An 11,850-nucleotide genomic window follows, 5' to 3' on the forward strand; every position below is an offset into this window, starting at 1 on the left:
TCAGCGATTCAGCCGAGGAACACGTTCCGGCGTTTCGCGAGGAGCCGGTACAGCGTCTGCTGGATGGTCTCCCGGACGTGGTCGGTGACCTCGAACAGTTCCATCGGGTCGTCAGCCGCCGCCGCGTCGTAGGTGTCGGTGACGATCGGCTTGCCGAACTCGATGTACCACTTCGACGGCAGCGGGACGAGGCCGAGCGGTCCGAAGTGCGGGAACAGCGGGGTCACCGGGAAGTACGGCATTCCCAGCAGCCGGGCGAGCGTCCCGAGTTCGCCGATCTTCGGGTAGATCTCCTCGGATCCGACGATCGAGCACGGAATGATGGGCGCACCGGTCCGCATGGCGGCGGACACGAAGCCGCCGCGGCCGAACCTCTGCAGCTTGTAGCGTTCGCTGAACGGTTTGCCGATGCCCTTGAAACCTTCGGGGAACACGGCGGCGACCTCGCCGTCCTGCAGGAGGCGCACGGCGTCCGGGTGGCACGCGAGGGTGTGCCCGGCCTTGCGGGCGACCCCGCCGACCAGTGGCATCTCGAAGGCCAGGTCGGCGGCCAGCATCCGCAGCGGGCGATGCGCGGGGTGATGGTCGTGGACGGCGACGGACGTCATCAGACCGTCGATGGGCAGGACACCGGCATGGTTGGCGACCACCAGCGCGCCACCGGTCGACGGGATGTTCTCCAGACCGCTGACCTCGACGCGGAACCACTTGTCGAACAGTGGCCGCAGGATGGGGAGCCACACGTTCTCGGCGAAGTGCGGGTCGTAGCCGAAGTCGTCGACGTGATAGTCGCCCGACAGCCGGCGTCGCACGAACTCGGCGGTGTTGACGATCTGCTCGGCCAGGGCGTTGCGGACGGCGTCGACGGCCGAAGTCTCGGTGACGGGCTCGGGTGGGGTGATCACGGCGGGTGGAGGCATTGCGGACGGATGTCGGCTCTCGCTCTGCTCACGCCTCGAACGTCCGATAGCGGCCCCGCGCGCGGCTGTCGCACCGTGCAGCGGAATGACCTTCGCCACTTCGTTCACCTCTCCCCTTTCGCCGTGCCGGTAAGAGCGAGTAGTGCGTTTTCTGCTGCGTCGACCCATTCGTTCTTGATGATCGCCTTGACGCCTGCCGCGCGAGCGAAGTCGTCGAGCGCCTGCATCGAGGTCCACCGTGGCTCGAAGGATAGTTCGCTTCGCATGCGGGTGGTGTCGAGTCCGCAACCGAAGTGGAAGTACTCGAGTTGCTCGGTGGTGTACGACCGCATCACCGGACCCATCAGCGCACGTCCGACGTTGCGGAACAACCCGAACGGCATCGGGACCTCGATCCGCCCGGCGCGGCGGATGGCCTGGGACATCATGACCACGCCGTCGCCGGCGACGTTGAAGGTGCCCGCCGGGCCCGACACCGTGGCCCGTTCCAGTGCGGCGAGCGCGTCTTCCTCGTGTAGCACCTGCAGGCGTGCGTCGCGTCCGAGGATGGTCGGCACCACCGGTGAGGTGAGGTACTGCGCGACGGTCGCGTTGAGGCGAGGCCCGACCAGCGGTGCGAGGCGGAGAATCGACACGGCGATGTCGGGGCGCCTGCGCCCCATTCCCCGCAGATAACCCTCGATCTCGATGCAGTCCCGTGCGTAGGCGCCCGCGGGACGCCGCCGGGCGCTCATCTCCTCGGTGAACTTGGCGGGGTCCTTGGCGCTGCAGCCGTACACCACGGAGGCCGAGCGCAGCACTACCTTCCGGACGGTCGGCGCCTTCTGGCAGACGGCGAACAACTGCATCGCACCGATGACGTTCATGTCCTTCATGGCCGCGCGACTGCCCGACTTCGGCGGGCGCGCCAGCGTCGAGGCGTGCACGACGGTATCGACCTCGGCATTGCGAATGACCTTGCCGATCAAAGGATTCCGGATGTCGGCGCGCACGAACTCGGCGCGGCCCATGCGGCGCAACATGTCCTTGCTCGGCGAGACCGCGTCCACCGCGATGACCCGCTCGATGTCCGGATTCTGAGCGAGCCGGGTGACCAGGTACCCACCCAGAAACCTGCTTGCCCCAGTGACCAGCACGACGCGCGGCACCGCCGTCCGCGTAGTACTGTCTCCGTCACTCACAACCACTAGAACCCCCGATCACGTAGCGAGTGACGTCAACGATACGTGCAGGAGGGGGATGGCGCTCCGCACAACGACAATTGGTCGGTCGCCCACTACGCGGAGGGCGCCGTGGAAACGACGGATGCCCGCCACCGGAGGTGACGGGCATCCAGACGCAACTCTTTTACTTACCGAGTTTCCTGCGCTGCACTCGGGTGCGGCGAAGCAGCTTGCGGTGCTTCTTCTTCGACATGCGCTTGCGTCGCTTCTTGATCACTGAACCCATAGCGGGTGTCCCTCACGTTCTTCTCTAGCGTTCCTGCGCACGCCGGTCACGTACGCCTGCGCCGCTCTGGCGCCTGGGCCTCGTTTTAACTAGCTCAGCGCCTTACGACACCAGCTGGCTGGTACGACAGTCGCTAATCGTACCGGTGCGGGTCCGCTCTCTGAAAACTAGGTCGCACCGTTACCGGCGAAACCGAGATGACCCTCTTCGTGCCGATCGGTCAACCGGCGTCGAAGTACGAGGTTTCGAGGTAGTCGTGCACTGCTTTCGCATGCACTCTGAACGAGCGGCCCACACGGACGGCGGGCAGTTCGCCGCTGTGCACCAACCGATACACAGTCATCTTGGACACTCTCATCAGCGTCGCTACCTCGGCGACGGTGAGAAATTGCGTTCCGGCCAGGGCCGGTTGTCCGTCCGGGGCCGAGCCCTTGGACGGCTTTTTTGCAGACGTCATCAACCACTTACCTCCGGCACGTCTCGCGCCGCCGGCTTCCCCTCCGGCGGAACAGACACGCACGTGCTACTTCGAGCTTAGCGGGACGGATGGGGTTACTGCGACGGGTGTGGGCAATCGAATATTCATTCGGTCGACGTACCGAGTTCGGCGGAACGAATCTTCGCGGCTTCGAGAGCGTCGAAAAAGGCTGTTCGGAGCCCGTTTCCCTCCAGCCGGCGGATCGCGGCCGCGGTGGTTCCGCCGGGCGAGGTCACGGCGGCACGGAGTTCGGTCGCACTCTCCCCCGACCTGTCGAGCATCGCCGCGGAGCCGACCATGGTCTGCACGACCAGTTCGGAAGCGGTCGCCCGGGTCAGTCCCAGCCCGACGCCCGCGTCGATCATGGCCTCGGCGACCAGGAAGAAATAGGCAGGACCGGAGCCGGAGACGGCGGTGACGGCGTCGATCTGCGATTCGGGGACGACGACGACCTTGCCGACCGACGACAGGACGCCGCGCACCAGTTCGAGGTGCTCCTTCTTCACATGCCTGCCGGGGGCGAGCACACTGACGCCCTCACCGACCAGCATGGGCGTGTTGGGCATGACCCGGACCACCGGGAACCCGGCGGGCAGTCTCGTCTCGTAGAAGGCAGTGGGGATACCGGCAGCGAGCGACACGAGCAGCTGCTCGCGCTCGCCGTCGAGTTCCACCTTGGACACCTCGGTGAGCGCGGCCTCGACGTCGCCCGGCTTGACGGCGATCACGATGACGTCGGCGCCTTCCGCGGCGTCGGAGGGGGTGGTGACCCGCACCGCGTACGCCGCGGCCAGCTCGTCGGCGCGCGCCGGATGCTGCTCGGCCACCACCAGATCCTTGACGGCGTGACCTGCCTGCAGAAGCCCCGAGATGAGGGCCTCGCCGATCTTGCCGCCTCCGATTACCGCAATTCTCGTCATGCCGAACAGCCTGCCACGACGCTCCGCGGCGCCTTCCTAGCGGGGGATCATCGCCAACTGCCGGCTCTGCACGACGATCGCCCCGGTCGAGTCGAGCACGGTGTGATCCTCCTCGAACCACGCACCGCCGAGCACCGTGCTGCTGGCCATCACGCGCAGCCACCCCGGCGCCGGCTGCCTACGCAGGTACGTGGTCAGCTGCACCGTGGGCGCCCAGCCGAACATGCCGCGGTTCATCGTCACGGGGGCGCTGATGTCTCCGGTCATGATCGCGAACAGGGCCGCCGTGTCGGGATCGTCCTCGTCGCCCGCGCGCGGTCGCACCCACATGCGCACCTCGGGTTCGCCCTGGTTGCCGGTGAGGAAGTGCGCCGACGTCCCGTCCACCCGCATGTCGCAGCCCTGCGACACGTGAACGATCTTCGCCATCGGATGGTCGGCCGTGAGCACGACGGCGTCGGCGGGCGGTTCCACCGGGAGCTGGGACAGGGCGTGGTCTCCGCTGTACTGCGGCTCCCCGGCGTCGGGGACGCCGAGCGTGACCGACGCATGCACGGCGACGCGGTCGCCCTGCTTCAGCTCCACGTCGACGAACGACACCTGCTTGCCCTGCTTGCGGACCGTCGTCGACAGCGTCACCTCGCCGGGGTCGGGAGCAGACAGGTAGTTGGCCCCGACCGCGAGGGGCTGCACCCGGGACAGCTCGGCGTCGCTGTTCTCGTCGAGCAGCCGCCTGCGGGCCGCGGCCGCGCACAGCGACATCATCGAGCCGCCGTGCACCTTGGGGCCGATCGTCCAGATCGGGTCGATCGATGCCTGATAGGTCCCGTCACCGGCAGCGGTGAGGACGTTGAGGTCGCGGAAGGGAGTTGAGCTCACTGCTGATCCTGTTCTTCGGGGTTCCGGAGGCGCTTCTGCGCGACGTCCTGGTGTGCGAGCCGGCGCATCGCGGCGATCACCGGCTCGTAGATGGCGGTGCCGAGCACCGCGTAGCGGATCGCGTCCTCGGCCGATTCGGTGGGCATGAGCCCGATGTCGATCTCGGCGATCCCGCGCACGTGCCGACCGTAGGCGTCGAGCCGCTCCTCGGTCATCGGGATGCCGGCCTCTTCGAGCCCCTCGAGCGCACGTTCGAGCTGGCCGACCGCGACGTACCGCGGGTCGTACACCTGCCCGAGCCTGTCGAGGACTGCGCGTGCCCGCGGGAACTCGTCCCCGTCGTCGACGGCGGCGTCGAGGTAGGGCGGGAGTTGCGCGATGGCCTCGCCGAGCACCTCGAACAGCGAGCCGTCGGGATGGTCGACGAGCCGGAGGATCTCCCGGATGCGCGGAATCGGGAGTCCGGCCCCGGCCAGCGCCTTGACGAGGCCGAGTCGCTCGACGTGCTTCTCGCCGTACCGGGCCTGGGTGGCGCTCGTCGCCTCGCCGGGCATCAGCAGACCTTCGCGCAGGTAGTACTTCACCGTCGCGAGCGGAACGCCGGTACGGGCGACCAACTCGGAAACGCGCACGGCCCCTCCTTCGGCTCATCGACTCTCGACCTCGGATACCCCAGCACTAGATACTAAGACTATCCAATATGGCGACGAGCTTACCGCAGCAGGAAGGCGGCAGAGTTGTCAGGTGTCGTCGTGATCGCCACCGGAATGGCTGCGGGGCGACCCCGAGGCAGCGCGGCCCGGCTCGAGGTGCTCACGGGCGAAGGCCAGCGCCTGCGCCAGCATCGACGACCGTTCCCGCTGCGTCCGGGCGTTCTGAGTGTTGATCTCGATCACCGCCTGCCCGTCGAATCCGGTGTCGACGAGATGACGGCACAACTGCGCGCAGGGCTGGGCACCGTGACCGGGGATGAGGTGCTCGTCCATCGACGCGCCCCGGCCGTCGGCGAGGTGGAGATGCGCGAGGCCCTCCCCCATGCGCTCCGCCAGCTTCATGGCATCCATGCCGGCCGTGGCCGTGTGCGACAGATCGAGGGTGTAGTGGGCGTGTCCCGAATCGGTGGGGTCGTAGGACGGGCTGAACGCCGACAGCGCCGCCCCCGGTCCGCCCCGCCTCCGGAGCCGCTGTGCGGATCGCTCCTTGCTGCCGAAGAAGCCGTCCGCGCGCATGGGAAACATGTTCTCCACCGCGACGATCACGTCGCTGCGCTGCTCCAGGTCGGCCACCTGATCGGCGAAACCCTCCGCGTACCGGCGCTGCCAGCGGAACGGGGGATGCACCACGACACTCGTCGCCCCGAGCGACTCGGCGGTGCGGACGGAACGCTCCAGCTTCGCGACCGGATCGGCGCCCCACACCCGCTGCGAGATGAGCAGGCACGGCGCGTGGATCGCCTGAACCGGAATCGCGTACCTGCGCACCAGCCCGGCCACGGCCCCGACGTCCTGGCTGACCGATTCGGCCCACACCATCAGTTCGACGCCGTCGTATCCCAGATCGGCTGCGTACCGGAACGCCGCCTCCGTGTTCTCCGGGTACACCGAGGCCGTCGACAGGCCCACCAGTACCTTCCGCCCGCGCGGTGACCGTCGAACCTGCCCGTGCCCACTGTCCCCGACCATGAGCAACTCAGCCCGACGCAAGCATGAAGGCTAACGGCCCCAGAGTGACGATCATCCCGACCACGACGGCGATCACGAAACTGGTGATGTCGTCGGTGCGACGAAGGACGCGGACCATCGCGACCAGGCCCACGATGACGAGCAGGGCCAGGATCAGCGCGACCCACGGAAATACGTCCCACAGCTTCTCGAAGCCCTTGAAGAGCAGGGCCCCGGCGATGACGGCTACGACGCCCTGACCGATGAGGACGGCCCACTCCCGGGTGGAGTTCTCGCCTGCCTCGTCCTTCTTGCCTGCCTTCTCCGCTTTCGCGGCCTCGGCCTTCTCGGCCTTCGCCTCCTTGCGGGAACGGCGAGGGCTCTCGGGCTTCTGCGTGTCGCCCTCGTGCTTCTCCGTGTCCCCGGCGTCGGTGGCGGCCTCGATGAGTTCCGTCTCCTCGCCCGCGTTCGCCGCGTCTGCGTCCCGGGACTGCCGCATCAGGTCGCCGGCCAGCGTCGAGCCGGACAGCAGTGCGGGTTCCGGCTTCGCCGTGGCGGGAGCGCCGGGCTTCGGCGTCTTCACGAACGTCGACGCGGCGTTCGTCGGCGCGGCGGGACCCGCCTTCGCGGGGGTTCCGGTTTTCGCCGGTGCCTCGGTTTTCGCCGGTGCCTCGGTTTTCGCCGGTGCCTCGGGCTTGGCGGGCGCGTCGGACTTCGCCGCCGGTTCGGCCTTGGCCGGGGTGTCGGGCTTCGGCGCCGGCTTCACGCGGGGAACGGCGACGGTCGGGGCGGGCTCCGGCTTCTTCACGACCGGGGCGGCCACGGTGGGCGCCGGTGCGGGCGCGGCGGCCTCGGGCGCCTGCCGTTCCTTCTGGACGGATCGGCTGACCCAGGTTCCCTGGTGATCACGCGACGCCCCACCCGACACCACTCCGCGGCCGCGGCCGGCGGGGCGACTGGCGATGGGCTCGTCGTCATCGTCGTCATCGTCGTCGTCGACGGGAGCCTTGAACGCTGCGGTGCGCTCGTCGGCGCGCGCGGACGGCGCCGCCGGTGCGGACGCGCGGGGCGGCTCGGGCGCGGCAGGTTCCGGTTCGGGTTCGGGTTCGAGTGCCCGCGAATCGGATGGATCCCGGACCACCGGAATTTCACCGGTCAACTCGGCAACGGAGATTCCCCCCTTGACGCCGCGACGACGCCGCCCGCCCCGGGACTCCACCTGCTGCCCGTTGCGTTTGAGCAGCTCTGACACAGAGATCTGCTGACTGTCCTCGGTCATCGAGCACCCACCATCAATTCACCGCCCATTTCCGTATCGAGCTTGCGGAGGATCAAACCCTCACGCAGAGCCCAGGGGCAGATTTCCAGTTCCTCCACGCCCAGTGCTCTCATGCTGGCCTCCGCAACGAGTGCTCCGGCCACGATCTGCTGCGACCTGTCGGAGCTCACCCCTTCCAATTCTGCACGGTCCGAGGCCGTCATCCGCGAAATGAAAGCTATGAGTTGCCTGAGACCGCTGGCGGTGAGGGTGCGCTTGACCCGCGGGCCGGCGCCGGACGGCGCCGCGCCCGTCAGCCGGGCCAGCGAGCGGAAAGTCTTGGACGTGCCGACGGCCCGATCCCACTGCCCCGCCGCGCGCAGTTCCTTCGACGGGACGGTCAGTTCGGCGTCCAGCCAATCCCTCAGCACCGCCACGCGGCGCTTGCCCGGCGGGTCGGCCTCGAGCCAGTCCCGGGTGAGCCGTCCCGCGCCGAGTTGCAGCGACAGCGCCACGTCCGGGTCCTCGTCGCCGCCCGTCGTCAGCTCGAGGGATCCGCCGCCGATGTCGAGGTTCAGGATGCGGCCCGCGCTCCACCCGAACCAGCGGCGCACGGCGAGGAAAGTCAGCCGGGCCTCGTCGACACCCGACAGAACCTCGAGCGTCACCCCGGTCTCGGCGTGTACCCGCTCGAGCACGGCGTCCGAATTGTTGGCGTCGCGCACGGCGGACGTGGCGAAGGCCATCAGCTCACCGCACCCCGACGTCTTCGCGATGCTGGCGAAGTCTGCCACCGTCGAGACCAGGCGATCCGCACCCTGGGAGGTGATGTCGCCCCGGTCGTCGGTGTTCTCCGCCAACCGCAGAGTCGACTTGGTCGAACTCATCGGTGTGGGGTGGCCGCCCCTGTGGGCGTCCACTACGAGAAGATGGACGGTGTTGCTTCCGACGTCGAGTACCCCTAGTCGCACATTGACACGGTACTGGGTCTACCGTCGGGCTTTGTGACAGCACGTAAAGCAGGGCGTTCACACAAGATGACACCCAGCCCGGAAGTACCCCTCGACTTCGCTCGCGAATGGGTCGAATTTCCCGATCCCGACAACAGCGAGCACATCATCGCCGCGGACATGACATGGTTGCTCTCCCACTGGACCTGCGTGTTCGGCACCCCCGCCTGCCAGGGCATCATCGGCGACCGGCCGGACGACGGCTGCTGCTCCCACGGCGCGTTCCTCTCCGACGAGGAGGACCTGGAGAAGCTGAACACGTCAGTGAAGATGCTCACACCCGAGGACTGGCAGTTCATGGAGAAGGGTCTCGGCAAGAAGGGTTACGTCGAGGAGGACGACCTCGAGGACGAGCCCGCGCTGCGCACCCGCCGCTACCACGGCGCCTGCATCTTCCTGAACCGTCCCGGCTTCGAGGGCGGCGTCGGGTGTGCGCTCCACTCGATGGCCCTCAAACGCGGGATCGAGCCTCTCGAGGTCAAGCCCGACGTGTGCTGGCAGCTCCCGATCCGCCGCACCCAGGAGTGGGTGGAACGCCCGGACGGCGAGCAGATCCTCAAGACCACCATCAGCGAGTACGACCGGCGCGGCTGGGGCGAGGGCGGCTCCGACCTGGACTGGTACTGCTCCGGCTCCCCCGACGCCCACGTCGGCGTCAAGGCCGTCTGGCAGTCGTACGCACCCGAGCTGACGGAACTGCTCGGCAAGGCGGCGTACTCGGAGTTGGCGAAGATGTGCAAGCGCAGGGCCGGTCTCGGCCTCGTCGCCGTGCACCCCGCCACCGCGGCCGCTCAGCGGAAGGCCGCCGAGTAACGCACCAGACCCATCGGTCGATTTACCCGTCACGGCCCCATTCCGGGCACAGCCATGACGGGAGAGATCATGTTCGCTCGAATTCTGACAGGTGCCCTGTTGACCGCCGCCGCGACGCTCGCCCTCGCGCCGGCCGCGTCCGCCCAGCCGACCCCGGATTGGAACACCTTCTACGACAAGACGGCGAACTTCGTCGCACCGTTCGATCCGGGTGCCTTTGGTGACAAGGGTGACCGGGCGCTCGTGCTGAGCCCGTACGGCACCGGCCGGGTCATCGAGTGCAAGGGCGACGGACACTATGTCGCGGTCTACTGCAGGCAGTTCGACGACCAGGGTCGCGAGCACGCCCTCACGCAGGTGATCTCGGCGCCGTTCCGCGGTGTGTACGTGTACAACCCGTTCTGACGAATGCCCACGAATTCGTCAGCCGCACAGGCAATTGCGTGTGCGGCTGACGAATTCGTCTGCAACTGTGGCGGATCGGCGTCCGCTCACGCCTCCAGTTTGTAGCCGAGGCCGCGGACGGTGACGAGGTGTTCCGGCTTGGCGGGGTCGGTCTCGATCTTCGAGCGCAGACGCTTGACGTGCACGTCGAGGGTCTTGGTGTCGCCGACGTAGTCCGCCCCCCACACCCGGTCGATCAGCTGCCCGCGGGTGAGCACCCGTCCCGAGTTCCGAAGCAGGTACTCGAGGAGGTCGAACTCCTTGAGCGGCAGCGTGACGGCCTCGCCGTTCACCTGGACCACGTGCCGTTCGACGTCCATCCGGACCGGTCCCGCCTCGAGGACGGCCGAGTCCTGCGCGACGTCGAGTTCGCTGTCGACGCCGCGGCGCAGCACCGCGCGGATGCGGGCGATCAGTTCCCGCGCCGAGTACGGCTTGGTCACGTAGTCGTCGGCGCCGAGTTCGAGTCCCACCACCTTGTCGATCTCGCTGTCCCGTGCCGTCACCATGATGACGGGGACACCGGAGCGGCTGCGGAGTTGCTTGCAGACGTCCGTGCCGCTCATGCCGGGCAGCATGAGGTCGAGGAGGACGATGTCGGCACCGGCCCGGTCGAACTCGGCGAGCGCGGACGGTCCGTCGCCGACGATCGTCGTCTCGAACCCTTCCTTACGTAACAGGAATGCCAATGGGTCGGCCAGTGACTCCTCGTCTTCCACGATCAGCACACTTGTCATCGCTTGGCCTCCATACCGGTTTCTCTCTTCCCGACGTTTCCGCTCTCGGCGTCCACTGTCTCGATGTGTGCAGGAATCTGCAGGGTAAACGTCGAACCTGTTCCGGGCTTGCTCCACAGGTCGATGGATCCGTTGTGGTTGGCGGCCACGTGTTTGACGATCGCGAGACCGAGTCCCGTTCCGCCGGTCGCGCGGGCGCGCGCCTTGTCGACGCGGAAGAAACGTTCGAACACGCGCTCCTGGTCGGCCTTGGCGATGCCTTCGCCGCGGTCGGTCACCGAGATCGCCACGTTGTCGCCGCGGATCGACCGGCTCACCGACACCGGGGCGCCCTTCGGGGAATAGGCGATCGCATTCTGGACCAGATTGGACAGGGCGGTGACGAGCAGGGCGCGGTCGCCGAGCACCTCGTAGCCGCTGCTGTGGTCCGTGGTGACGGCGATCCCGGCGGCTTCCGCGGAGATCTTGCAGCGCTGCAGCGCCTCGTCCACCACCTCGTCGACGGAGACGGCCTCGAGGTCGGGCAGTTTCTCGGCGCCCTGCAGCCGCGACAGGGCGATCAGTTCGGTGACCATCTTGCCGAGCCGGACGGATTCACTGAGCACGCGTTCGCCGAAGTGCCGGACCGACTCGGGGTCGTCCGCCGATTCGAGGAGCGCCTCCGCCAGCAGACCCATCGCGCCGACCGGGGTCTTGAGTTCGTGGCTGACGTTGGCGACGAAGTCGCGGCGGGTCGCCTCCATCCGCACCTGCTCGGAGTCGTCGTCGGCGAACAGGACCACGAAGTTGTGGTCTTCCTTGCTGAGCAGACGTGCGGTGCCGCGCACCGCGATCCGATCCCGTCCCCGCTGCGGGTTCTTGGTACTCAGGTCGACCTCGACGGGTTCGCCGGTTTCGAGGACCCGGAGTGCCGCCACCCACGCACGGTCGTCGACGAGCCGGTTCCGCACCAGGCCCAGCTCCTCCGCCCGGGGGTTGAACAGGACGACGTCGTGGAACTGGTCGACCACGGCGATGCCGCTCTCGGATGCCAGGACGATCAGGTCGAGCACCTGCGACATCGTGAGCCCGGACTTCTCTTCCATCCGCTGCGCCTGCCGGGTGGACAGCATGGGGATCAGCACGCCACCGACGAGGTAACCGACGAAGCCGCCCACGATGGCAAGCAAGACGGCTTGAACAACACTCACGCCTGAATCGTACGTTCGCGCGGCGGTCCGGTTACGCAGGGTCCAGGCATTTCCGCGCACGTCACACGCGGGAACCGGAGTCTTCGTCCGC

Annotated in this window: 14 protein-coding genes; 2 read left to right on the forward strand and 12 right to left on the reverse strand. The window is 67.8% G+C overall.

All coding sequences use genetic code 11. The features are described 5' to 3' along the window. Positions 1 to 8: 8 nt before the first annotated feature. From PSR88_RS10390 to PSR88_RS10435, 10 genes are all read right to left on the reverse strand, one after another. A complete protein-coding gene (locus PSR88_RS10390) occupies positions 9 to 1,028 on the reverse strand; it encodes a lysophospholipid acyltransferase family protein (RefSeq protein ID WP_016882763.1) in 1,020 nt (339 codons plus the stop codon). Next, positions 1,025 to 2,068 carry an NAD-dependent epimerase/dehydratase family protein gene (locus tag PSR88_RS10395; protein WP_009474737.1) on the reverse strand — a complete coding sequence of 348 codons (1,044 nt, stop codon included), beginning with the start codon at positions 2,066 to 2,068 and terminating at the stop codon, positions 1,025 to 1,027. Before PSR88_RS10395 ends, PSR88_RS10390 begins: the two co-directional genes overlap by 4 nt. Positions 2,069 to 2,267: 199 nt before the next feature. Further along, a complete protein-coding gene (locus tag PSR88_RS10400; protein WP_003402602.1) occupies positions 2,268 to 2,369 on the reverse strand; it encodes a 30S ribosomal protein bS22 in 102 nt (33 codons plus the stop codon). 220 nt (positions 2,370 to 2,589) lie between these two features. After that, positions 2,590 to 2,826 (reverse strand): helix-turn-helix domain-containing protein, encoded by a 237-nt coding sequence (locus PSR88_RS10405; RefSeq protein ID WP_005258384.1) that lies wholly within the window; start codon positions 2,824 to 2,826, stop codon positions 2,590 to 2,592. Positions 2,827 to 2,951: 125 nt separating this feature from the next. Next, positions 2,952 to 3,767, reverse strand: coding sequence for a pyrroline-5-carboxylate reductase (gene proC / locus PSR88_RS10410; protein ID WP_009474738.1), 816 nt, complete (start codon positions 3,765 to 3,767; stop codon positions 2,952 to 2,954). A gap of 36 nt (positions 3,768 to 3,803) precedes the next feature. Continuing rightward, positions 3,804 to 4,646: a thioesterase family protein gene (locus PSR88_RS10415; protein ID WP_016882762.1), complete on the reverse strand. Its 843-nt coding sequence runs from the start codon at positions 4,644 to 4,646 to the stop codon at positions 3,804 to 3,806. After that, complete coding sequence (locus tag PSR88_RS10420) at positions 4,643 to 5,278, reverse strand: MerR family transcriptional regulator (RefSeq protein WP_009474740.1); 636 nt, start codon at positions 5,276 to 5,278, stop codon at positions 4,643 to 4,645. The genes PSR88_RS10415 and PSR88_RS10420 overlap by 4 nt, the downstream gene beginning before the upstream one ends. 108 nt (positions 5,279 to 5,386) lie before the next feature. Further along, entirely contained in the window at positions 5,387 to 6,328 is a 942-nt protein-coding gene (locus PSR88_RS10425; protein ID WP_011594910.1) for a sugar phosphate isomerase/epimerase family protein, read from the reverse strand. 7 nt (positions 6,329 to 6,335) lie between these two features. Then, on the reverse strand, positions 6,336 to 7,586 hold the full coding sequence (locus tag PSR88_RS10430; protein WP_016882761.1) for a hypothetical protein: 1,251 nt from the start codon (positions 7,584 to 7,586) through the stop codon (positions 6,336 to 6,338). Continuing rightward, positions 7,583 to 8,536 (reverse strand): Ppx/GppA phosphatase family protein, encoded by a 954-nt coding sequence (locus PSR88_RS10435; protein WP_009474743.1) that lies wholly within the window; start codon positions 8,534 to 8,536, stop codon positions 7,583 to 7,585. The genes PSR88_RS10430 and PSR88_RS10435 overlap by 4 nt, the downstream gene beginning before the upstream one ends. Before the next feature lie 66 nt (positions 8,537 to 8,602). Between PSR88_RS10435 and PSR88_RS10440 the strand changes: the two genes are divergently transcribed. Continuing rightward, entirely contained in the window at positions 8,603 to 9,388 is a 786-nt protein-coding gene (locus PSR88_RS10440; protein ID WP_009474744.1) for a hypothetical protein, read from the forward strand. A 69-nt stretch (positions 9,389 to 9,457) separates the two neighbouring features. Continuing rightward, positions 9,458 to 9,793, forward strand: a complete 336-nt coding sequence (locus tag PSR88_RS10445) for a hypothetical protein (protein WP_011594912.1) — start codon at positions 9,458 to 9,460, stop codon at positions 9,791 to 9,793. 86 nt (positions 9,794 to 9,879) lie between these two features. Here the strand turns inward: PSR88_RS10445 and PSR88_RS10450 are convergent, their stop codons facing one another. Beyond that, positions 9,880 to 10,569, reverse strand: coding sequence for a response regulator transcription factor (locus PSR88_RS10450; RefSeq protein WP_005251956.1), 690 nt, complete (start codon positions 10,567 to 10,569; stop codon positions 9,880 to 9,882). After that, positions 10,566 to 11,759, reverse strand: coding sequence for a sensor histidine kinase (locus PSR88_RS10455; RefSeq protein WP_009474746.1), 1,194 nt, complete (start codon positions 11,757 to 11,759; stop codon positions 10,566 to 10,568). Before PSR88_RS10455 ends, PSR88_RS10450 begins: the two co-directional genes overlap by 4 nt. Between the last annotated feature and the right edge of the window lie 91 nt (positions 11,760 to 11,850).

The sequence above is a fragment of the Rhodococcus sp. DK176 genome (assembly GCF_038447315.2).
Classification (GTDB): Bacteria; Actinomycetota; Actinomycetes; order Mycobacteriales; family Mycobacteriaceae; genus Rhodococcus_F; species Rhodococcus_F jostii_A.

Bases quoted from the DNA above. Each gene is read 5' to 3' on its own strand.
- PSR88_RS10400 (WP_003402602.1), bottom strand. From the start codon at position 2,369: ATGGGTTCAGTGATCAAGAAGCGACGCAAGCGCATGTCGAAGAAGAAG.
- PSR88_RS10405 (WP_005258384.1), bottom strand. From the start codon at position 2,826: ATGACGTCTGCAAAAAAGCCGTCCAAGGGCTCGGCCCCGGACGGACAA.
- proC (WP_009474738.1), bottom strand. From the start codon at position 3,767: ATGACGAGAATTGCGGTAATCGGAGGCGGCAAGATCGGCGAGGCCCTC.
- PSR88_RS10425 (WP_011594910.1), bottom strand. From the start codon at position 6,328: ATGGTCGGGGACAGTGGGCACGGGCAGGTTCGACGGTCACCGCGCGGG.
- PSR88_RS10430 (WP_016882761.1), bottom strand. From the start codon at position 7,586: ATGACCGAGGACAGTCAGCAGATCTCTGTGTCAGAGCTGCTCAAACGC.
- PSR88_RS10440 (WP_009474744.1), top strand. From the start codon at position 8,603: ATGACACCCAGCCCGGAAGTACCCCTCGACTTCGCTCGCGAATGGGTC.
- PSR88_RS10445 (WP_011594912.1), top strand. From the start codon at position 9,458: ATGTTCGCTCGAATTCTGACAGGTGCCCTGTTGACCGCCGCCGCGACG.
- PSR88_RS10450 (WP_005251956.1), bottom strand. From the start codon at position 10,569: ATGACAAGTGTGCTGATCGTGGAAGACGAGGAGTCACTGGCCGACCCA.